Origin of the sequence: Agrobacterium sp. rho-8.1, assembly GCF_033957725.1 — a bacterium.
Taxonomy (GTDB): Bacteria; Pseudomonadota; Alphaproteobacteria; order Rhizobiales; family Rhizobiaceae; genus Agrobacterium.
Genome location: NZ_CP192792.1, coordinates 84768 through 105322, shown reverse-complemented (window position 1 = coordinate 105322; position 20555 = coordinate 84768). Strand labels below are relative to the sequence as shown.

At 58.8% G+C, this 20555-nt stretch carries 20 protein-coding genes; 14 read left to right on the top strand and 6 right to left on the bottom strand.

The window, feature by feature from the left end:
- The first annotated feature begins 533 nt into the window (after nt 1–533).
- A complete protein-coding gene (locus RMR21_RS25340) occupies nt 534–2093 on the top strand; it encodes an ABC transporter substrate-binding protein (RefSeq protein WP_265615116.1) in 1560 nt (519 codons plus the stop codon).
- 65 nt (nt 2094–2158) lie between these two features.
- Here RMR21_RS25340 and RMR21_RS25335 read toward each other — a convergent pair whose 3' ends face one another.
- On the bottom strand, nt 2159–3061 hold the full coding sequence (locus RMR21_RS25335) for a LysR substrate-binding domain-containing protein (protein WP_265615115.1): 903 nt from the start codon (nt 3059–3061) through the stop codon (nt 2159–2161).
- Between the two features lie 93 nt (nt 3062–3154).
- Between RMR21_RS25335 and RMR21_RS25330 the strand changes: the two genes are divergently transcribed.
- The 9 genes from RMR21_RS25330 to traR all read left to right on the top strand — a co-directional run bounded on the left by RMR21_RS25330 (nt 3155) and on the right by traR (nt 12820).
- Nucleotides 3155–4264 carry an NAD(P)/FAD-dependent oxidoreductase gene (locus tag RMR21_RS25330; protein ID WP_265615114.1) on the top strand — a complete coding sequence of 370 codons (1110 nt, stop codon included), beginning with the start codon at nt 3155–3157 and terminating at the stop codon, nt 4262–4264.
- Complete coding sequence (locus tag RMR21_RS25325; RefSeq protein ID WP_265615113.1) at nt 4245–4544, top strand: (2Fe-2S)-binding protein; 300 nt, start codon at nt 4245–4247, stop codon at nt 4542–4544. Before RMR21_RS25330 ends, RMR21_RS25325 begins: the two co-directional genes overlap by 20 nt.
- A complete protein-coding gene (locus RMR21_RS25320; RefSeq protein ID WP_320187989.1) occupies nt 4541–5920 on the top strand; it encodes an FAD-dependent oxidoreductase in 1380 nt (459 codons plus the stop codon). The genes RMR21_RS25325 and RMR21_RS25320 overlap by 4 nt, the downstream gene beginning before the upstream one ends.
- Nucleotides 5917–7038: an NAD(P)/FAD-dependent oxidoreductase gene (locus RMR21_RS25315; RefSeq protein ID WP_265615111.1), complete on the top strand. Its 1122-nt coding sequence runs from the start codon at nt 5917–5919 to the stop codon at nt 7036–7038. The genes RMR21_RS25320 and RMR21_RS25315 overlap by 4 nt, the downstream gene beginning before the upstream one ends.
- Nucleotides 7035–7976 carry an ABC transporter permease gene (locus tag RMR21_RS25310; protein ID WP_320187988.1) on the top strand — a complete coding sequence of 314 codons (942 nt, stop codon included), beginning with the start codon at nt 7035–7037 and terminating at the stop codon, nt 7974–7976. Before RMR21_RS25315 ends, RMR21_RS25310 begins: the two co-directional genes overlap by 4 nt.
- Nucleotides 7973–8851, top strand: a complete 879-nt coding sequence (locus RMR21_RS25305) for an ABC transporter permease (protein WP_265615109.1) — start codon at nt 7973–7975, stop codon at nt 8849–8851. Before RMR21_RS25310 ends, RMR21_RS25305 begins: the two co-directional genes overlap by 4 nt.
- Nucleotides 8848–10710 (top strand): ABC transporter ATP-binding protein, encoded by a 1863-nt coding sequence (locus RMR21_RS25300; RefSeq protein ID WP_320187987.1) that lies wholly within the window; start codon nt 8848–8850, stop codon nt 10708–10710. The genes RMR21_RS25305 and RMR21_RS25300 overlap by 4 nt, the downstream gene beginning before the upstream one ends.
- Nucleotides 10711–10815: 105 nt before the next feature.
- Nucleotides 10816–11910, top strand: a complete 1095-nt coding sequence (locus RMR21_RS25295; RefSeq protein ID WP_320188017.1) for an NAD/NADP octopine/nopaline dehydrogenase family protein — start codon at nt 10816–10818, stop codon at nt 11908–11910.
- A 205-nt stretch (nt 11911–12115) separates the two neighbouring features.
- On the top strand, nt 12116–12820 hold the full coding sequence (gene traR / locus RMR21_RS25290; RefSeq protein ID WP_320187986.1) for an autoinducer-binding transcriptional regulator TraR: 705 nt from the start codon (nt 12116–12118) through the stop codon (nt 12818–12820).
- Between the two features lie 23 nt (nt 12821–12843).
- Here the strand turns inward: traR and RMR21_RS25285 are convergent, their stop codons facing one another.
- Complete coding sequence (locus tag RMR21_RS25285; RefSeq protein WP_320187985.1) at nt 12844–13152, bottom strand: transcriptional repressor TraM; 309 nt, start codon at nt 13150–13152, stop codon at nt 12844–12846.
- 378 nt (nt 13153–13530) lie between these two features.
- Between RMR21_RS25285 and RMR21_RS25280 the strand changes: the two genes are divergently transcribed.
- Genes RMR21_RS25280 through RMR21_RS25270 form a run of 3 tightly spaced genes read left to right on the top strand, consistent with a single transcriptional unit; the run spans nt 13531 to nt 14331 of the window.
- On the top strand, nt 13531–13701 hold the full coding sequence (locus RMR21_RS25280) for a hypothetical protein (RefSeq protein WP_320188841.1): 171 nt from the start codon (nt 13531–13533) through the stop codon (nt 13699–13701).
- Between the two features lie 55 nt (nt 13702–13756).
- Nucleotides 13757–14011 (top strand): type II TA system antitoxin, ParD family, encoded by a 255-nt coding sequence (locus RMR21_RS25275; RefSeq protein WP_320187984.1) that lies wholly within the window; start codon nt 13757–13759, stop codon nt 14009–14011.
- Nucleotides 14008–14331 (top strand): type II toxin-antitoxin system RelE/ParE family toxin, encoded by a 324-nt coding sequence (locus tag RMR21_RS25270; protein ID WP_320187983.1) that lies wholly within the window; start codon nt 14008–14010, stop codon nt 14329–14331. Before RMR21_RS25275 ends, RMR21_RS25270 begins: the two co-directional genes overlap by 4 nt.
- A gap of 15 nt (nt 14332–14346) precedes the next feature.
- Here the strand turns inward: RMR21_RS25270 and RMR21_RS25265 are convergent, their stop codons facing one another.
- Genes RMR21_RS25265 through traA form a run of 4 tightly spaced genes read right to left on the bottom strand, consistent with a single transcriptional unit; the run spans nt 14347 to nt 19996 of the window.
- The gene (locus RMR21_RS25265; RefSeq protein ID WP_320187982.1) at nt 14347–14979 is read right to left on the bottom strand and encodes a TraH family protein; all 633 of its coding nucleotides are present in this window, start codon (nt 14977–14979) and stop codon (nt 14347–14349) included.
- A gap of 13 nt (nt 14980–14992) precedes the next feature.
- Nucleotides 14993–16156 carry a conjugal transfer protein TraB gene (locus tag RMR21_RS25260; RefSeq protein ID WP_320188016.1) on the bottom strand — a complete coding sequence of 388 codons (1164 nt, stop codon included), beginning with the start codon at nt 16154–16156 and terminating at the stop codon, nt 14993–14995.
- A gap of 16 nt (nt 16157–16172) precedes the next feature.
- Complete coding sequence (traF, locus tag RMR21_RS25255; RefSeq protein ID WP_103660263.1) at nt 16173–16700, bottom strand: conjugative transfer signal peptidase TraF; 528 nt, start codon at nt 16698–16700, stop codon at nt 16173–16175.
- Nucleotides 16697–19996: a Ti-type conjugative transfer relaxase TraA gene (gene traA, locus RMR21_RS25250; RefSeq protein WP_320187981.1), complete on the bottom strand. Its 3300-nt coding sequence runs from the start codon at nt 19994–19996 to the stop codon at nt 16697–16699. The genes traF and traA overlap by 4 nt, the downstream gene beginning before the upstream one ends.
- 259 nt (nt 19997–20255) lie before the next feature.
- Here traA and traC point away from each other — a divergent pair, with 259 nt between their 5' ends.
- Nucleotides 20256–20552 (top strand): conjugal transfer protein TraC, encoded by a 297-nt coding sequence (traC, locus tag RMR21_RS25245; protein WP_077122605.1) that lies wholly within the window; start codon nt 20256–20258, stop codon nt 20550–20552.
- The last annotated feature ends 3 nt before the right edge of the window (nt 20553–20555 follow it).

The window sequence follows — 20555 nt, the reverse complement described above, 5'->3', positions numbered from 1 at the left end:
GTTAAGAAAACCATACAGAACAGTGCGCCACAGCAACCAATTGGAATTCGGCTGCATTGATAGAGGACGCTTATCAATAGAGGCGGAAAGGTCGTCAGCGATCCTGTCTTCTCGCATCTAACCGACTGAGATATCTTTATTTTTACCGGTTCGGAGGCAACGGCGGCAGCGCTGACACCTTGGCAATGCCGTCATCCTCCTGCGGCATCCTCGTTCGACCCGTGCGAAGGGACGCTGCCGCCCAAGATGGCAATCTGCTCGACCAAACATCGCAGGCCCGGTCGCGAATTGCATCGCCGAACTCGTCGTGGTCGCAAACTTGGGTGCACAACACCGACGACGAGAAGCGCGGTCCCGTAGTGGTGATGAAGGTCGAAAAGCGGCCAGAGAAATAAGGTCATGACGGTGGCTTTCCAGGCCGAAGGTCGATCCCCACGCTATAACCTGTACAAATATACCTCTCAAAATATCGACTTTGACACTTATAGAAAACTCCAATTAATTCGCTCAGAAAATAAACAATGGAGCGGAACATGGCTTACAAAATCGGGAAGAGCATACTCGCGGCATTCGCAACATCGGCGTTCTTAGGTCTTGCATTGTCGGGCACGGCCGATGCGGCATCGCTCCGCGTGGGGGTCAATGCCGCTGACATTGCGACCCTCGACCCTGCCAGGGCGAGCAATACCCAGGACATGGCAATTGTATCGTGGGTCTTCAACGGCCTTGTTCGCTTCGCCCCCGGCAGCGCCGACCCCACCAGGATCGAGGCCGATCTAGCGGAGAGCTGGACAAGCTCCGAGGATGGATTGGTCTGGACTTTCAAGCTTCGCAAGGATGTCAAGTTTCACGGCGACTACGGGACACTCACCGCTGACGACGTTGTCTTCTCCTTGCTGCGTGCCAAGAACCCTGACACGTCGTCCTATTCGAGTGACTATGCCGGATTTAAGTCAGTCGAGGCGATTGATGCGTTGACAGTCCGCATTACACTGAGCGAACCCGTTCCTGGCTTCCTCGGCCTCGTTGCCAACTACCATGGTGGTAACATCGTCAGCAAGAAAGCCGTGGAAGCTCTCGGCGCCAAGTTCAAGGTGAACCCGATTGGCACAGGCCCCTTCATGTTCGACAAGGCTGTCACACAGCAGTCAGTCTACCTCAAAGCCTTCCCAGGCTATTTCCGGGGGACGCCGAAAATCGACGACATCAGGGTTGACCTTATCCCCTCGGATTCAAGCCGCGAACTTGCGTTCCGATCGGGCGAGCTCGACCTTATCCATGGCAAGCGCGAACAGCGCTGGGTTGAGCAGGCTAAAGCCTGGGATAACGCCGTTGTCGATATTTTCGCCCCGGGCGAATATCGTACCGTCTTCATAAACATGGCCCGAAAACCGCTCGATAACGTCAAGGTGCGCGAGGCCATCGCTCAGGCGATCAACGTGGACCAGATTGTGCAGTTCGTCGGCGCTGGCGTGGCTGTAAAGGGCTGCTCGGTCGTGCCTAACGATTATCTGGGTGAAGACTGCAGCTGGACCTACCAATACGATCCGGAAGCTTCGAAGAAGCTGCTGGCTGAGGCCGGCTTCAAGGACGGTCTAACCTTGTCGGCGGTTGTCTCATCCAACTCTGCTCAACAGCCGATCATGGAGGTTATTCAGGCCCAGCTTGCCGAAGCGGGTATCAATATGCAGATGCAGGTGGTTGACCATCCGACCTATCACGAGCAGATCCGCAAGGATCTAAGCGACGTGGTGTTCTATGGCGCTGCGCGCTATCCAGTGGCCGACAGCTATCTGAGCCAGTTCTACCACTCGGATGCGTCGGTCGGCAAACCGACTGCGGTAACGAACTTCGCCCATTGTGACGCGGCTGATGCGGATATTGCGGCCGCTCGGAAAGCCACGACGGACGCTGAGCGTCTGAAACTCTGGTCGGCTGCCCAAAACAAGATCTACGATCAGGTTTGCAGCGTTCCTCTCTTCAGCCTGATGCAAGTCTGGGTTCACAGCAAGGCCCTGAACTACGGTTACGAGCTGAAGGGCTCGCTCAACCTTGCTCCGCCCATCACTGAACAGACGACCCTCAGTCGCTGAGCGGTTTCCCCGCCTTGCCCCGACTAAGGCAAATCGAATGTCGCAATTGGTCGGGGTACTTCTTCTTACAATGCGATCTTCGGCGTCTTTGCCGCGTTATGTATTTCTTCAACGAAGTCAGCGACGAGATGCCTGTTTCTGGCGCGGACGGGGTGGATAAGTACGTAGTCAAAATCGATGACGGGCGAAAACGGGCGCGGTGTAATCCGGCCGGCGACATGCTCCAGCGCTAGCGGGTCGGCCACCGTTACGCCCAATCCCGCCGCGACTAGCTCCGCGACATTCGGGGCGGTCGTCGCCTCGATGGCGACATTCGGCTTCAGCCCGAACTTTTCAAAGGCGGCATCGACCTTGTGACGCATTGTTCCGGTCGACGCGAATGCGATGAACGGTTCGTCCTTGAGATCGATCGGAGACAGCTCGGACTTCTCCGAAAGCCTGTGTCCTGGCGGCAGTGCCACCACGGCCGGCGGACATTTTACCTGCTCGACCTGAACCGACGAGTGTTCGAGGCCGCTGATTACAAGAGCCAAATCGAGACGACGAAGCAGGACAGCTTCCGTCAAAAACTGGGAGCTGCGCGCTTCAATGGAAATAAAGACATCCGGATGTCGCTCCTTAAAACACGCAATCACTCGCGTAATGAACGGTCCTGACAAAGCCGGCATAGCGCCGATCAGCAGGTGCCCATGTTCCTCACGCCGGATTGCATCCACCGCGCGCGCTAACTGGTGGACACCGCCGAAGATGCGTTCGACTTCTTCGTATAGACGCATTCCACGGCCTGTTGGCACGAGCCGGCCACTCTCTCGCTCAAATAGCTGCAGCCCGGTATCGGCCTCGAGATCCTGGATAAGCTTGCTCGCGGCCGGCTGCGAGATGTGCAGCACGTCGGCCGCACGGCTCACCGTGCCGGCTTCCACGACAGCCATGAGCGCCTCAAGTTGCCTTAAGCTTGGATCTCTCATCAGCTATAACCTTTACGAATACGCTATCGAACTAAACGACTTTGACTTTCTATCCTTGTTTCCTAATCTCGACAATAACGAATGGAGATAAAGGTGGACGCAGAAGTTATCGTTATTGGGGGAGCCGTCGTAGGTGCCGCGCTTGCCTATGGATTTGCCAAACAGGGACGCCGAGTGGTTGTCCTTGACGGGGAAGACCAGGACATGCGCGCAGCACGGGCCAATTTTGGGCTGGTCTGGGTTCAGGGAAAGGGATCGAACGCCCCAGCTTACCATCAACTGAGCCGGCAAAGTGCAGACCTTTGGCCAGTCTTTCTTCGCGAGCTCACCGAAATGATCGAGATGCGAGTCGATTATTCTCGCCCCGGCGGCATGACTTATTGTTTGAGCGACGCTGAATATGAAGCTCGCGAGGCGCTGAACAAGCGGACACACAACTACGTGCCGCAGAACGACACGCGGATGGTCGATCGCCGCGAACTCGAACGAATGATGCCGACAGTCGCCTTCGGTCCAGAGGTCGTTGGAGCCAGCTTTTGCGAGGCCGACGGCCATGTGAACCCTTTACAGCTTCTCGCCGCTCTCCAGCGAGGTATCGCGGCTGCGGGTGGAAAGATTATTTTTCGTAACACAGTCTCATCGATCAAACCGGGCGCGAATGGTTTCACCGTGACGGCAGCGCTTGGCACCTACACGGCGCCACGCGTCGTGGTTGCCGCCGGACTGGCAACGCCCTCTCTGACGGACCCTCTCGGCTTCAAGATCCCCTTGAGATCAGAGCGCGGTCAGCTTCTCGTCACCGAACGGCTTGAACCCTTCCTGCCTTATCCCGGGAGTGGACTGAGACAAACGGCAGACGGCACCGTCATGATCGGCGCGACGAAGGAAGATGCGGCCGATCGCGGTGTGACGGTTGCTTCCGCGACAAAACTGGCCCTTCGTGCGACGAGAATAATTCCAGCGCTGGCATCGGCGCGTCTGGTCCGCCAATGGAGCGGCTTTCGCGTCATGCCACCCGACGGTTCACCAATCTATGCCGAATCCGCGGACTACCCCGGCCTCCTTGCGGCGGCTTGTCATTCCGGCGTGACGTTAGCAGCGGCTCACGCCGCGATTGTGGCACCTGCGATGCTTGAGGGAAGGCTGTCGACAGACCTTCCCGCTTTTTCAAATGGAAGATTCGATGTTCAAAAGTGTGCTTGAGCGGCCAGGCAAGCCGTCTGATATGACGGTGCTCGTCAATGGTGTGGAGACGCCCGCCTGGGATGGCGAGACCGTCGCCAGCGTGCTGTTACGCGTCCCGAACGCGGGGCGCAGGTCTCCCGTCAGCGGGAAGCCGAGGCTTCCTTATTGTCAGATGGGGGTATGCTTCGAGTGTCTGGCGATCGTGGACGGCATCTCGTCCACGCAGGGCTGTCTGGTTCCCGTTCGTCCGGGGATGCAAATTGAAAGCCAGCGCGGCCCACGGGAGATTTCGCGATGAGCTACGATGTCGCAATCGTCGGGGCAGGCCCGGCCGGTATGAGTGCCGCGATACGTCTGCGCGAGCTCGGCGCTTCCGTGGTTGTCATTGATGAACAACCCTCACCGGGGGGCCAGATTTTCCGAGGGGTCGAGCGGAATGTCTCAAGTCCGCTTTTTCCCGCGCTTGGCACGGATTATAAAAAAGGACAGGCGCTCACGGCCGCCTTCCGCTCCTCTGGAGCTGAATACTTCGCGTTGACACAGGTCTGGCAGATCGAGGACAGCTGGAATCTGTTTCTGACGTCGGAGGGCAAAGCACGGCGTATCACCGCTCGCGCGGTATTGCTTGCCAACGGCGCGCAGGAACGGCCGGTACCATTCGCAGGCTGGACGCTGCCGGGCGTGATGACGGTCGGAGCCGCCCAAATCCTTCTTAAGTCCGGTGGGATGTTGCCCGAAGGCAAGGTCTGGATTGCCGGAGCGGGGCCATTACCGCTTCTTTATGCGACCCAGCTCCTCAGCCTCGGCGGACGAATTGCCGGCTATCTCGATACCTCGGCATCGCCGAGATTGTCGGCGCTGAGCCGGTTGCCCCGAGCCTGGCGTGATTTCGGCAGTTTGCTCAAGGGACTGCGCTGGCTTCGCGACGTGAAACGCAGCGGCATGATGGTGCGAGGTTTCTCGGACCTGCGGGCGGAGGGCGACCAGCGTCTCGAACATCTCACATGGGAGACAGGGGGAAAACGTCATCGCGTCGAAGCCGACGTGCTGCTGGTTCACGAGGGCGTCGTGCCGCGTATCCATGAGACGCTGGCGCTGGACTGTGCACATCAATGGAATGACGAGCAAGGATATCTGGCGGCGAAGCTCGACCGATGGGGAGAAACCAGCCGTGAAGGTCTTTTCGTTGCAGGTGACGCGGGCGGTATAGGCGGCTGGCTGGCCGCGACCATATCCGGAGAGATTGCGGCGCTCGGCATTGCCGGCCGGCTTGGAATCTCGTCCGAGACCGACAAGCTTCGCCAGCGGGCGCATCTCGATCAACGTCGTGACAGGGCCATCGCATTGCGGCCGTTCCTCGATGCTGTGTATCCGCCTCCGCGAAACCGCCTCGCCGATGAGGTTGTGGCGTGTCGGTGCGAAGAAATCACCGTCGGCACCATCCGCGCTGCCGCCCGCAACAGCCCTGCCGATCCGAGCGCGGTCAAGGCTGCGACACGCTGCGGAATGGGCCCCTGCCAGGGACGCCAGTGTGGCTACACGGTTCAGGCGCTGCTGGCGGAGGTCCATGACCTTCCGATCGGAGACGTGAATTTCTTCCATATCCGTCCGCCGCTCAAGCCGATCACTCTTGGCGAAATCGCTTCGCTGGAAAACGCGGAGGGCGCGACATGAATGCCGACGTTCTGATCATAGGAGGCGGCCTTCACGGCCTTTCAGCTGCTCTGCAAGCAGCACGTCGAGGTGTATCTGTGCAACTCGTCGAGCGGCATTTCCTCGGACGCCATGCTTCTGGGGCAACTGCCGCCGGCGTGCGCACACTCGGGCGAGATATGGCGGAACTGCCTCTCAGCCTCGAGGCAACTGAAAACTGGCATAACATGAAAGATCTCGTCGGCGACGACTGCGGTTTCGTCGCCTGCGGCCAGTTGCAGGTTGCCGAAGACGAACATGCGCTGAGCAAGATCGAGATGCGCGTCAAGCGGCTTCAGGCCATGGGCCATGTCCATGAGCAGCTTGTGGATCCCCACGAGATGCGAAGCCTCCTGCCTGGTATATCTGCCCATTGCCTGGGCGGGGCATGGGTGTCGAGCGACGGGTCGGCAGACCCGCATCGAACCATCCGGGCCTTTCGGGATGCGGCCATCGAGGCCGGCGTGAAGATCACCGAAGAATGCCTCGTGACCGCCTTGGCTCGATCCGCAACGGGTTGGCGTGTCCAGACCACGCGTGGGATATTCGAGGTCAAACTCGTCGTCAATGCGGCAGGCGCCTGGGCAGACCATGTTTCGGCTCTCGCGGGAGATTCCCTACAGCACGCGATCCGCACCTCGATGATGATCGTGACCGAACGCACCGCCCCCAAGATCAAACCCGTCGTCGGCTCGTTCGGCAAGAAGCTTTCATTGAAACAGACATCCCAGGGAACGCTTCTCATCGGTGGAGGGTCGCAAGGCAAGCTTGCCGCGGACAGGCAATCAGCAACTGTTGACGTCGTCGCGCTGGCGGCATCGGTTCAAGCGGCGGTCCGGGTGTTCCCCGAACTGCAGGGAGTACGGATCGTCAGGACCTGGGTGGGTATGGAGGCAATGACTTCCGACCACCGTCCGGTCATCGGATTTTCGCAAAAAATCGAGGGCCTGATCCATGTCTTCGGCTTTTCCGGACATGGGTTTCAGCTTGTACCGTCCGTTGGGCGGGTTGTCGCCGACCTGATCTGTCAGGGTCATACAAACCACAATCTGGACGCCTTCTGCGCAAGCCGCGTCTCCATCGAAAGGGTTGCCGCATGATAGGCTATGCGATCCGAAGACTCCTCCTCGCGATCCCGACATTGATTGCGATGCTCACCATGGTTTTTGTTCTGGTGCGCCTGGTGCCCGGCGACGCCGCCGTTGCCATGCTCGGTGACCGTGCCAGCGGCGCCGCTCTCCAGGCGTTGCGAACACAGCTCGGCCTCGACCAGCCCATCGGTGTTCAATACCTGCACTTCATCTCGGACATGCTGACCGGAAAATTCGGCACGTCGATGGTGAGCGGCCGCACGGTGCTTGAAGAGGTGGCGCTGGTCCTGCCCTATACACTCGAACTCGCCGCAGCCGCGATGATCATCGGGACGTTGCTCGGAGTACCACTAGGAGTGATAGCTGCCGTTCGCCGCGATCAATGGCCGGACTATCTCAGCCGCATCCTGTCGCTCGTTGGCTTGTCCTTCCCGGGGTTCGTCTCCGCGATCCTGATGCTCCTGGCTTTCGCGGTTTGGCTACAGTGGCTGCCGGTGATGAGCCGCGCTACCAGCGACCCGGTCGATCATCTTCGTAACCTCTTGCTTCCCGCGCTGAACCTCGGGCTGATCATGACGGCTTACATCGCACGAGTCACCCGCTCCTCCATGTTGGACGTCATGGGCGAAGACTATATCCGCACCGCCCGCGCCAAGGGTGTCCGCACACGAAACCTCATTCTCCGGCACGCCCTTGGCAACGCCCTCATTCCGATCGTAACGGTTGTAGGTCTGTATTTCGGCACCCTGATAGGCAATTCGGTTCTGACCGAGATCGTCTTCACCCGCCCCGGCCTTGGCAAGCTCATCCTGGGCGCGCTGCAGTCTCGTGACTACACGATGCTCCAGGGACTGATGGTCGTTTTTGCAACCTTCGTCATCATCGTGAATACGATCACCGATCTCATTTACGCCCTCGTGGATCCCAGAGTGAGTCTTGCCCAATGACCGACGTCACTGTTTCTCAAGCCGCGCCCGAGCGGCAACCAAACCCGGTCCTGAAGGCATTCCGTCGAAACCGCTTTTCGTGGATCGGCATTGGCCTTCTGACCTTGATTATTTTGCTCGCCGTTTTCGCGCCGCTTATCGCGCCATACGATCCCTTGAAGCAGAATATTCTTCATCGACTGACCCCGCCGTCCGCGGAGTTCTGGCTCGGAACCGACAGCTACGGCCGGGATGTCCTTTCCCGCCTTCTTTACGGAGCGCGTATCTCGCTATCCATCGGATTCCTTTCCGTCATGATTGCCATGGTGGTCGGATCTGCCCTTGGGATTCTGGCGGGCTATATCGGCGGGATATTCGATCAGATTGTGATGGGTATCGTCGACGTGATGCTGTCGTTTCCCACCCTTCTGCTAGGTTTGATGGTCGCCGCGATGCTCGGTGCCAGCTTCGAAAATCTCATTATCGCGATCGCCATCACGGAGACTGCTCCGTTCGCTCGTGTCGCGCGGGCGCCGACAATTGCCATGAAACGACGGGACTTTGTCGAGGCGGGCCGGTCGCTCGGCTTTTCGCCGCTCCGGATTATGGGCGTTCATATCCTCCCGAACATCCTGTCGGACATTGTGGTCGTCGCGTCGCTCTGGATGGCCTCCGCCATTCGAACGGAGGCGTCGCTGGCCTTCATCGGCCTTGGCGTCCTTCCGCCGACCGCTACATGGGGCGGCATGATCCGCGAGGGTTTCGAAAACATCCTGAGCGGATGGTGGCTCGTGGTGTTTCCTTCGCTTGCCATTCTCCTGACCGTACTCGCCCTCAACATACTTGGTGACGCGCTCCGTGACGCGATCGATCCGAAAACAAGGAGCGCGCAATGACCTTTGCAATTGCAGAAACCGTCACTGGCCGAACACCGCCATCCTTGGCCCCGATTCTCTCTGTCCAGGACCTCACAACCTCGTTCAAGGTCGAAAATGGCTGGAAGGATGTCATTCGGAATATCTCGTTCGATATCGCACCGCGCGAGACAGTCGCGATCGTCGGAGAGTCCGGATCCGGCAAATCCGTCACTTCGCTTTCCATCATGAGGCTTCTGGCGGCACGATCGAGCCGAGTAGAAGGAAAGGTCATGCTTTCCGGAAGGAATCTCCTCTCGCTTCCGGAAGAGGAGATGCGTCAGGTCCGCGGCAACGAAATCTCTATGATCTTTCAGGAGCCGATGACCTCGCTCAACCCGATCATCCCGATCGGCAAGCAGATCGCGGAGGCGCTCACTGTCCATAAGGCAATTTCCACGGCTGAAGCGAAGGGCGAAGTCCTGAGATTGCTCGAGAAGGTTCGGATTCCCAACGCCAAGGGCCGGTACGACGAATACCCGCATCAGTTCTCGGGGGGCATGCGTCAGCGCGTTATGATCGCCATGGCGCTGGCCTCTAAACCCAAGCTGCTGATCGCCGACGAGCCTACCACGGCGTTGGATGTGACCATCCAAGGCCAGATTCTTGATCTCATCAAAACCTTGCAGGAAGAGGAAGGGACGTCGGTCCTCTTCATCACCCACGATATGGGTGTCGTTGCGGAAGTGGCGGACAGAACGATCGTCATGTTCCGCGGAGACGCCGTGGAAACGGGACCGACTGGCGACATCTTCCATCGAGGAAAACATCCTTACACGCGTGCGCTGCTTTCGGCTGTACCGCGGCTTGGCTCTATGGCGGACCGGAAGCTGCCGTTGAGGTTCCCGATCGTCGACAACAAGACTGGAGAAGAGCAGCCGCTCGCTGAGGTGAACGATACTGTCGCCCGGCACAAGGCGCCGATCCTCGATGTCAAAGACCTGACTATGCGATTCAATATCCGCTCTGGCCTCTTCAGCCGAAAAGCAGGTGCGGTGCACGCGGTAGAGAAGGTCTCCTTCAACCTCTTCCAGGGTGAAACCCTTTCGTTGGTCGGAGAATCGGGGTGTGGCAAATCGACGACCGGTCGATCAATCACACGTCTGGTGACGCCGACCGGCGGAAACGTCGTCATTGATGGTCACGACGTCATGAAGCTCGATCATGCCTCGCTTCGCAAAATGCGTCGCTCGATACAGATGGTGTTTCAGGATCCGTACGCCTCGCTCAATCCGCGACTGAGCATCGACAGCGCTCTCGTGGAGCCATTCATTCAGCATCGGCTGGGAACGGCCTCGCAAGCCCGCGACAAGGCCGCCGCACTGATGGAAAAAGTTGGGCTGTCGCCCGACATGATGCGGCGCTTTCCCCACGAGTTTTCTGGCGGCCAGCGTCAGCGCATCGCCATTGCCCGCGCGCTCATGCTGGATCCCAAAATCATCGTTGCCGACGAGGCGGTTTCCGCGCTCGACGTGTCCATCAAAGCGCAGGTTTGTAACCTGTTGCTTGACCTGCAACAGAGCCTCAACCTCGCCTTCCTGTTCATCTCCCACGATATGGCGGTCGTCGAGCGTGTGAGTCATCGCGTGGCGGTCATGTATCTGGGCGAGATCGTCGAAATCGGCCCGCGCGCGGCCGTATTTGAAAATCCGCAGCATCCTTACACCAGAAAGCTTATGGCGGCGGTGCCTGTCCCGGATCCTGCCCGACGCAGGATCCGGCGGGGCATCGCAGGTGACGAGCTAAAGAGCCCAGTTCGACCGATCGGGTATGAGCCGCCTCCAAGGCAATATCGTGAAGTGTCGGAAGGGCATTTGGTCAGGATCGATGAGACGAACTGATATGACCTGCCCATCGAAGGGTGCGTCAACACCATGAAATCCGAGACACAGACCGACCACGGGATATCGTGGTCGGTCTGTGGTCAGAAAGGTCTTTTTTATCCAATGAAGGTATCAATCGCCGGGGCAGGCGCAATCGCCATGGGGTATGCCGCGTTTCTGCAGCAGCGTGGCCATGAGGTCACTGTTTGGTCTCCCTCGGGCCAAAGGACGAAAGCGCTTGCCGAAGGTGCCCCGTTGAAAGTCACCGGTGCGATCACCGGAGAATTTCGCCCGAATGTTTGCCGTGATGCTAAAGAATTGGCTGAGAGCGACGTCATTGTCCTGGCCCTACCTGCTTACGGCCATCGCTTCGTTCTCGACAGCGTGATCCCTCACCTTGAGCAACGACATACGGTCATAATCAGTGCACACCTCTCGTTCTCGGCTCTTTATCTTTCGAAGAAAATGGCAGAGCGCGGAATTGTGATCCCCGTAATTGTTTGGAACACGACCGTTCTGACATCCAAAGCCCAATCTCCGACCGAAATAAAGGTTGGGGCTATTCGTAACAAAGTCGACATCTCGACAGTCCCCGCATCGCTTGCTTCCCCCTCCCAAAAGACATGTGTGGAGCTGTTCGGCGATCGCTTTGTCGTCAAGGACGACATCCTCACGATCGTTCTGAGCAACATCAACCCTGAAAGTCATCTTGCAACGGCTCTTTGCAATCTCACCCGCATAGAGCGAGGTGAGCCCTGGGGGCAGCGCACAAATGTGACTCCAACGGTCGGCAGGCTTGTCGAAGCTCTCGATCGGGAACGCCTGATGATTGCAGAAGCGTTCGGAAAACCAGTCCCGTCCATCCTGGACCATTTTTCGAAGTCCTTCGGTCTCGCTGCGGGAAGCGTTGCGGAAATTTCCGCCATTCTTGTAGAGCGCGGCAATGATCCAATGGGACCGAAAGATATCGACACTCGGTATGTGCTTGAAGACGTTCCGTTCGGTCTCATTCCTGCGCTTAAACTTGCAGAAATGGCTAATGTCGACGCACCTTTGCACAAAAGCGGCGTCGAAATTCTGAGTGCCTGCTATGGCCGGAACTTTATTGACGACAACGACCTGCTCGGCGAGCTCGATCTCAGGGACGCCGAAGCGATGCAAGATCTGATTGTGAAAGGCTACGAGCCGTTGACGCATACCAGCGGTAGAGAACCCTGAACGCCGACCCCGAAAGCAAGATCGATCCCGAACGGGTGCCTCGGTTTCCGCGATTGGCGGACCACGAGAGACCGAAACCCGAGCGCCCAGCTATAATTGGTGAGCCTGAAACCGATGACTAGAGTTCCACAACCTTTGAGGTCGATTGACTGTCGGTGATTATAGCAAAGGGCGAGATACCGACAACGCTCAAAGGAGATAGAGAATGCAGCACTGGCTGGACAAGCTGACCGATCTCGCCGCAATCGAGGGCGACGAATGCATCCTGAAGACTGGGCTCTCCGACTTCGCCGAGCATTTCGGCTTCTCAGGTTATGCCTATCTCCATGTCCAGCACAGGCATATCACTGCGGTGAGCAATTATCATCTTGAGTGGCAGTCGGTCTATTTCGACAAGAAGTTCGACGCGCTCGACCCGGTGATCAAACGCGCAAGATCCAAGAAACACGTCTTCGCCTGGTCCGGTGAGCGGGAAAGGCCGACCCTATCGAAGGAGGAACGCTCCTTCTACGCCCATGCGGCCGATTTTGGCATCCGCTCCGGCATCACTATTCCGATCAAGACTGCCAACGGCTCGATGTCGATGTTCACCCTGGCATCGGAAAAGCCGGCCGTCGATCTCGATCGGGAGATAGATGCAGTTGCAGCAGCGGCGACTGTCGGCCAGATCCATGCCCGCATTTCATTCCTTCGCACCACGCCCAGTGCCGAGGATGCCGTATGGCTCGATCCCAAGGAAGCGACCTATCTGAGATGGATCGCCGTCGGCAAGACGATGGAAGAAATCGCCGACGTGGAAGGGATCAAATACAACAGCGTCCGCGTCAAGCTTCGCGAAGCCATGAAGCGCTTCGACGTTAGGAGCAAGGCTCATCTAACCGCGCTCGCAATCCGAAGAAAACTGATCTGAACCCTTGGCGATTTCTAACCAGCTCAGTTCACAACGATTTTCGGAATAAATCCGAGAATGCTGATTAGCGTGCTTACGGCGCTCATCTGCGCATGCATCTCGATGCTCGCTTCGATGTAGCGGATATGCTGAGGACCGCCAGCTTCTTTTCCCGTTTTGTAGGCTTCAGGAAGCGCCTGAAACAGTTCGTCAGCTTTCTCCACCAAATGCCGGTGCGTCCGGATAGCATCAATCGTGATGGTTTCCAACTCCGCCGGAGGTAGTCCGCGCGTCAGCCCGACCAGCGGGCGAAGCTCAACCTTTTTCGTCAATGTTGCATCTTTCGATTCCATTCGTGACCTAACCCTGGTTTTGTCCGCGGTGCGCCCCCGCTGACGTTGAACCCTGTGAACCCTTGCCCGGGGGTTAGAATCCGAGATGAATCGGCCCTGCGACCTTTAGCCGGAGCCTGGACATACGTCACAGGCCCCCGGACACAAGGTCAGAGGGTTCCTGGCGCCATTCCGGTCAGCGCCAACCGTTCATCTGCGGATTCTAAGCCGCAATGCAGCACGTACTGCATGCCCCTCTTATAAGAAAAATTTCAGAACGACGCCAGTGAGGATCGAAATCGCCGTGGTGCAAATCTTCACGTGCGATCTTCTGCTAAAGGCATCCTAGACCATGCCACGCTCTTATGGGACAAACCTGTTCCATCCTTAGGACAAGAGATGGACATTCCTTCTCATCTGAACTGGACATTGACTGCGGTTGAAGAAACACACCATTTCGCCGGGCTCTACTGCCGCATACACAGTCTCGCCGCCGCAGCGCCGGCTGGTGAAACGCGGGCGGGCGTGAATTATCGCGATGGCCCAAGGCAAACGTTCAACGCTAAGTGACCGGGACCAACATTTGTGCTAATGTGGGTTTGTGACAATATCAGGAGCTTGTTGTATGAGCCGACTGACAATCGATATTACCGACCAGCAGCATCAAGATCTGAAGGCAACTGCCGCTTTACAGGGAAAAACGATCAAGCAATATGCGCTCGAACGCCTGTTTCCCGGGGACGCGGATGGTGAAGTGGCATGGCAGCAGTTGAAATCGCTGCTGAGCGATCGCATCGGTGAAAGTCTGGCGGGAAAAGTGTCCACCCGTAGCGTAAGCGAGGTTCTTGACGAGGAACTGGCTAAGGATAGCCGCGGTTGACCACAACCTATGTTCTGGCGAATGGCGCGGAAACCGACATGCGCGAAATTATCCGATACACGCGCAAGCAGTGGAGCGATGCGCAGGTGCGCCGCTATATTACCAAGCTAGAGCAAGGTTTTGTCGCACTTGCCTCGGGACAACCACCTTTCAGGGACGTGGGCGTGCTTTACCCCACGCTACGCATGGCACATTGCGAACACCATTATGTGTTCTGCCTGCCGCGCGACAACGCGCCCGCGCTGATTGTCGGGATTTTCCACGAGCGCATGGACCTGATGACGAGGTTGAGCGAAAGACTGGGTGTGACCACCACATAAAATCCAGGGCCAATCCTATGGTTTGCGAGCGCCAATCCCCGACAGATCGATGCGAATGCCGGCACTGTTCGGATCGGACGGAGCATCGTCCTGTTTTGCTCGTTCGACGTCGTCACCGGCCGGAGCCTCAATGCTGGCCGGCTCAGTTCCGTCCTTTTTCACAGGCCCTGGATCGGCAAGTTTCATCTTACCGGGATCCTCCGCCCGAAACACCGCCGTTCCCTCGAAATATCCCGTCTGCCAGGCGATGATCGAATCGTTGAACACTTGCGGTAGAACATCGCTGGCCGTCGGATACCCATACCATTTGGTGACAATACGGTAGACCTTGGCGAACAATGCAGTGCCCATGCGAATGTTCTCGCAAGCATCGACCAGGTCCGGCTTCATCTGGCCCGCCTCCACGATGCCGAGCCCGGCGGGATATTGTGTGATCCCGACGCGAACGGTATTGCGACCGACGTTGTTTCTGATAAGCACCAACGCCTCCTCCGCTGTCTTCGGCCTGGGCACCATTATGACGCGGTTTCCGGAGCGGACCGTGACCGCGAGCGGGTCCGATGCCCCTGCTTGTTTGATGAACTTTTCGACAATCGCCGGCTTCAGGCCGGGATCGCTGCATTCCTTGATGAGGGCGGCATCGACCATCGCAAACAATTCCTTATCTGTTGAAAGCCGTGACGACGGGCAGTCCGAACAGCTTCGCCCAAGCGATCACGCTCGCGTTCTGAATGGCGACGATCGACGTTCCCGCGGTCCACCATCCGTTGCCCGGGGCAACGAGCGCGGTCGGGGAATGCAGCATCGACTGCAGGACCGGCCAAAGGAGGAGCTGTTCGTAGCAGATCAGCGCGGCGAGCTTCTGGCCGTCGCTTTCCACAACTGGATTACCGAAGAGGTTGGCGCGGGCTCCACCGCCCTGCCCGGTCCATGCCCGCCATGGCTGCCACATGGACACCGGGACCGGCATGCGTTGGCGATAGAGAATTCGTGCTTCGTCAGCCGAAATTGCCACCAAGACATTGTCGTAGCCGCCCGGATCGATGACATCAGCGCCGGCGATCACAGTGATCTCCGAGCCTCGCAAACCTTGGCTCCAGAGCTTTGCCACGGTCGGCGTCAAGAAACCGAGTGCACTTTCGGGAAGAACGATGAAGCGGGTTTTCACCGAGGCCGCCGCGCGCACCGTTGCGATCAGAACACGGTGGTAGTCGAGAGAGCCGTCTCGTCCGAGGCTCGGGCCCTGTTCGAGGTCGACGCCCTTCCATCCCTCGGGTATATCAGGTAATGTCCACGTAGCGGCGGACCAGAGCCAGAACCCTCCCAGGACGATGGCGGCAGCCGGCCAATATCGCGATGTCATCATCGCGAGGCCGGCTGTCATCGCGACCAGCCCCCACCATCCCGATCCCGGAAAGAGCACACCAGTAGCGGTGAGCGGATGTGCCCAGCCGATTATCCCGAGTGGCGGCAGGCCTAAGAGCATCGCTGCCGCCAGATAGCGTGGCGCCATTTCCGTTCGACCTTCTCCCGGAGACTTGCCTTCGGGTCGCCCCTTCCAGAGCGCTGCATGCACGCCGGCGAAGGATAGCGACGCAGCTATCCAGAGCAGAAGCCCAGGCCAGAGATCGGCGGCATAGAAGTTGGCGACGCCCTGCGGCAGCCCACGCGAGGCAGCCAGAAAATATCCGGCCGACACGAGCACCGCCATCAGCCGCGACGGCGACATCGCCCAGAGCGTCGGGAACAACACAGCGACAGGAAGGGCCAACACATGACCGCTCCAGGCAGTCCAGCCGCAAGCGACGGATACCGCAATGAGCAGGCAGGAACGCCACCAGTTATGGTTCGAACGTGAGGACCGGCCGCGCCAGGCCGAGAAGGCCCGTGTCGGGAACCGGCCCAAAGTACCGACTATCATAGGAGCTCGCAAATGATGAGTGAAGAAACAGATTTCTCAGTGGCACGATGCCGGTTTTGAACGGTGTGATCGGCCTGCCTTCTCCATCGCTCGCGCGAACGATCGATGAGGCAAGAGGCGTGCGATCGACAGTGATATTCCCGCCGATTTCGACATGCTGTCCGGGAAGTGCCACCACTGTCTTGATCAGCGGCGCATAGCCACCAGGGCAGAGGCCACGCCTGACATAGCCGCGGTGCCGTGCCTCCTCGAATGAGGCGGTCGCCGGTGGGCAGATGAACACGAGATCGCCGGCCTCGACCCGACGCTGCAGGGTCACGATACGCCAGAGCCCAAGCGGCTCGCTCGGCGTCAGGTTCAACCGAAAGCCGCCGAAGTATGCGATTGCCGCCAGAGCGGCGATCATCCCGCTCAAGCCGGCCGGGAATAGGAGAACGCGCCGCCTCATTGTTTCATCACCGGAGTCTGGCGCTGGGCGAGATGCAAATCCTCGACTTGGCGCAAGGTCTGGACGGTGCGCTCGTGAGCACTAAGCTGCTGAGCCGTGCGCATAACCGGCCAGGCTTCTTTCAGCCGCTCCTTCAGGTCTGCCTGCATTCCGTCGGAGAGTTTGTCGAAGAGTTTTCCGGACGGTTCACGCGCGGCATTGGTGAGCAGTGTGCGTTCCCCGAACCGCTCAGTGACGGCCTGGTTGAACCCGTCGATCTCAGTCTTGGTTTCGCGATTACTGAGTGCATAGGCCATGGCCGCCGGCAGATCGTTGCGGTCGATCGCATCACGCACACGCTCCAGCACCAGATGTGCTGCCGGCGACAATGCTGGGATGTCGATCGACACGCGCTGACGCAATACCTGCTCGTCAGCCCGCAGCCGCTGCGCGGCGGTCTCGCGCATCCTCAGATACTGCTCAAGATCGCGCTTCAAGGCCGGAACATTGAGGTCTGCGACACGGCGGTCCTCGCGCTCAGTCTTGCTGGCAAGAATGCCGGTCTTGCCCCTTAGCGGTCCGATCGACGCCGGGGCGGTCGTCAGCGTCTGAAGCGCCAGTTTGGCCGTTTCCTTATCCTCTAGCACCGCATCGAAGTTCATCGCCCGGAAGGCGGCCTCGGGATCGGCAAAGACGTAGGCAAAACGGGTCGAAACCTCTTCCCATTGTCGTCTGAGGGCTGGATCGGTGTCGAGCTTGTTCTCTACAGTGTCTTCAACGGAACCGGAAAATGTCTTGATGCCTGCGACCATGGGCACGGCCTCCATCGTTTGGGTTTTTAAGGGGTGGTGCAGACCGAGACGCTCTGCAAAGTCTGCAAGGCGCTGGCCAAGCCCGACCAATTTCGTCTTCTGGCGTAGCGTCCAGTCGAGCCGGTCGCGCACGAGCGTGCGGGCCACCTGGACGATGTTAAGGCCGCGACTTTCCGCAAACCGCAGCGCCTCGCGGTAAAGCTTTCCGCGCTCATAATCGAGCGTGGTCTCCTTGGCTTGTCTTCGGGAGAGTACCTTGGCCAGGCCACCATTGAAGGCGAATGACCGGCGTCCGTAGTAGAGCTGCAGATCCTCGCGATGGCGGGTCATCGCAACATAGGTCAGATGCCGGTCCAGCGAGAGGCTTGCCAACACCTTCACGCGGTCGACGGTAGCGCCTTGGCTTTTATGGATCGTCGTAGCGTAACCATAATCGAGATTGCTGTAGAAGCGTTGCTCGACGATGACCTGCCGCCGCTGATCACCCTCTCCGATGACAGCAACGATCCTGTTCGGTGCGGCCTCAGTGACATGAGCGATCATGCCGTTCTTGACGCCGAGCGAGGTCTCGTTCTTCAAGAAGACGATCTGGTCGCCTGCATCGAACTGGCGAATACCGTCAGCCGTCTTGAAGACGTGGCCATCACCCACAATGCCGCGCTCGACCAGTTTTTCGCGGGCCATGACGTTCAGCATGCGGACATCGCGGCGCAGATGCGCGAGGATCAACGTTGTCTTCGTCTGATCGTAGTCGTGGTTCCAGTCACCGATCAGCCGCTCGACCGCCTCGGCCTTGAGACGCGTTCCCGTGATCCTGACATTGGCATCATAGACGGCCAGCGCCTTTTCCACGTTGCCTCGCGCCAGATCGAGTGACGCCTTGCGCATCCAGTCCTCGCGCTGGCGATAGATTGTCTCGAGTTCGGCGTAACCGATGCGGTCAACGATGGCGCGGAAGGCAGCCCCCGCCTCGATCGGCTGGAGCTGTTCGGGATCGCCGACCAGAACGATCTTGGCACCTGCCCTGACGACGGCATCGACAAAGCCGGCCATCTGTTTTGATGCGACCATGCCCGCCTCGTCCATGACGAAGACTGTCTTCTCATTGAGAACGTCACGGCCACGGTTCCAGCGCAGTTCCCACGACGCAAGCGTGCGGCTCTGGATCCCGGCTTCCTTTTCCAGCCCCTCCGCTGCCTTACCAGCCAACGCGCCACCGACCACACGATATCCGGCCAATTCCCACACCTCGCGGGTAGCCTTCATCATCGTGGTTTTGCCGGCGCCGGCGCGTCCAACCACGGCGGCGATCCGAGCGGGACCGGCGATCCGCTCGATTGCGGTTTTCTGCTCGCCAGACAACCGCTCATGCCGCCGGAACGTTGCGTCCAGAGCAGCTTCAGAGACAGCATGCCCGTCCCGGTTCGACAGCCAGATTGCCTGCCGCACCATCGTCGCTTCCAGCCGGATCATCGCCCGGGTCGAATAACGGGCCGGCACCTTTTCTCCGGTCGCGAACTCGATCGTGTCGCGCTGCAAACGCAAGACTTCCGGGTTCAGGATGATGCGTAACATCAGCTGCTGAAAAACAGCCGGGTCATCGACATAGCGATGCAGAACCTTGGCGACATCGCGCTCATCGAAAACGCTCTTCTCTCGCATGATCAGATCGAGCACGATGGCTGGATTGTTCAGCATGCGGCGGGTGTTTTCCGACCGCCGCTCTTCGTTCAAATCCATGCGCTCAAGCTCTGGCCGGACGCCCTGTTCCCGCGCCTTGCGCTCGATCGCCTTGGCACCAACGCCGAGATGGATCGTCGGCTCGAGGTCGATCCCCTGCTTATCGTAGGAACGGCCGTCGATCTTGAGATCGATCCCGCCAAGCGCCAGATGATGGTTCAGCCGCTCGAACCATCCATCGCGCAGCACGTTGAAGTCATCCGTCGACCCGGCCCAGAGCTCATAGAGGATTTTGCCGGACTGCGTGCGGACCGGCTGGCCATCCTCGCCATTGACCGCAACCTTCTTTGATCCGAACCCTTCCTCGGTCAGCGGGCGCAATGTGGTCATCAGATGGATGTGCGGATTGCCTGGATTGTCGTGGTAGACCCAGTCGGCCACCATGCCCTTGGCGAGGATATGTTTTTCCACAAAATCCCTGACCAGGGCGATGTTTTGCTCGTGCGTGAGCTCCAGCGGAAGAGCGATTGTCAGGTCCCGGGCAAGCTGCGCATCGGAGCGCTTCTCGAACGCCTCGACCTTGTTCCAGAAGGCTTCCGAAGCTCCGGCAACAGAGCGGTCGGCAACTATCGCGCGGACCCATTTCGGGGCATCGGCCGGGAGCAGAAATTCCTCATGCACAAGCCCCTGTTTGCGGGTGTAGTCTATAGTACGGGCCTCGCGCTCGTATTCCATCTTCGCGCAGTGCCGGTAGGCCGCAGACAGCACCACGCTGCGGCCGCCGCCGCGGCTGACGATGCTGGCTGAGAAATGGGCGATGGCCACGGCGCAAGAAACTCCCTGTTCGAACTGCGTTCGTCAGGAGTGGTGGTCACCACGCGGCCCCCGAACCGGGGTCTTGAGCAAGCACGTCGCATCGCGACGTATAATTGCGCCCTTGGATCCGCTCCTTCGGAACGGCGGGATCATCCTCCAAAGTGTCGGCTTTGCCGACGTGCAGATCTGCACATTCCTTCGGAAGCGCTTTTGAGGAAATCTTGCAGCGTGACAAACGCCACAAGATTTCCAGGGAGATGCGACCGGAATGAAGAAACCATCATCGAAGATCAGGGAAGAAATCGCCAGATTGCAGGATCAGCTGAGACAAGCAGAAACACGCGAGGCCGAGCGCATCGGCCGTATCGCGCTGAAGGCAGGACTTGGTGAGATCGAGATCGAGGAAAACGAACTACAGGCGGCGTTCGAGGAGATTGCAGGGCGGTTTCGCGGAGGTAATGCCGCTTCGACCGGAAAGAAAAATGCAGGTAACGGTAGGACCGCAGGCGAGACGGTCACGACGATCGAAACTGGCGCGCCTGCGGGCAGGCCTGGTGAGGCTTGAACG

Excerpts from the sequence above, each read along its gene's own strand:
- RMR21_RS25305 (WP_265615109.1), top strand. The coding sequence starts at position 7,973 with ATGACCGACGTCACTGTTTCTCAAGCCGCGCCCGAGCGGCAACCAAAC.
- RMR21_RS25265 (WP_320187982.1), bottom strand. The coding sequence starts at position 14,979 with ATGGTCGATGCCGCCCTCATCAAGGAATGCAGCGATCCCGGCCTGAAG.
- RMR21_RS25310 (WP_320187988.1), top strand. The coding sequence starts at position 7,035 with ATGATAGGCTATGCGATCCGAAGACTCCTCCTCGCGATCCCGACATTG.
- RMR21_RS25315 (WP_265615111.1), top strand. The coding sequence starts at position 5,917 with ATGAATGCCGACGTTCTGATCATAGGAGGCGGCCTTCACGGCCTTTCA.
- RMR21_RS25340 (WP_265615116.1), top strand. The coding sequence starts at position 534 with ATGGCTTACAAAATCGGGAAGAGCATACTCGCGGCATTCGCAACATCG.
- RMR21_RS25320 (WP_320187989.1), top strand. The coding sequence starts at position 4,541 with ATGAGCTACGATGTCGCAATCGTCGGGGCAGGCCCGGCCGGTATGAGT.
- RMR21_RS25300 (WP_320187987.1), top strand. The coding sequence starts at position 8,848 with ATGACCTTTGCAATTGCAGAAACCGTCACTGGCCGAACACCGCCATCC.
- traF (WP_103660263.1), bottom strand. The coding sequence starts at position 16,700 with ATGAGGCGGCGCGTTCTCCTATTCCCGGCCGGCTTGAGCGGGATGATC.
- RMR21_RS25295 (WP_320188017.1), top strand. The coding sequence starts at position 10,816 with ATGAAGGTATCAATCGCCGGGGCAGGCGCAATCGCCATGGGGTATGCC.
- RMR21_RS25335 (WP_265615115.1), bottom strand. The coding sequence starts at position 3,061 with ATGAGAGATCCAAGCTTAAGGCAACTTGAGGCGCTCATGGCTGTCGTG.
- traR (WP_320187986.1), top strand. The coding sequence starts at position 12,116 with ATGCAGCACTGGCTGGACAAGCTGACCGATCTCGCCGCAATCGAGGGC.
- RMR21_RS25280 (WP_320188841.1), top strand. The coding sequence starts at position 13,531 with ATGGACATTCCTTCTCATCTGAACTGGACATTGACTGCGGTTGAAGAA.
- RMR21_RS25275 (WP_320187984.1), top strand. The coding sequence starts at position 13,757 with ATGAGCCGACTGACAATCGATATTACCGACCAGCAGCATCAAGATCTG.
- RMR21_RS25285 (WP_320187985.1), bottom strand. The coding sequence starts at position 13,152 with ATGGAATCGAAAGATGCAACATTGACGAAAAAGGTTGAGCTTCGCCCG.
- traC (WP_077122605.1), top strand. The coding sequence starts at position 20,256 with ATGAAGAAACCATCATCGAAGATCAGGGAAGAAATCGCCAGATTGCAG.
- RMR21_RS25325 (WP_265615113.1), top strand. The coding sequence starts at position 4,245 with ATGTTCAAAAGTGTGCTTGAGCGGCCAGGCAAGCCGTCTGATATGACG.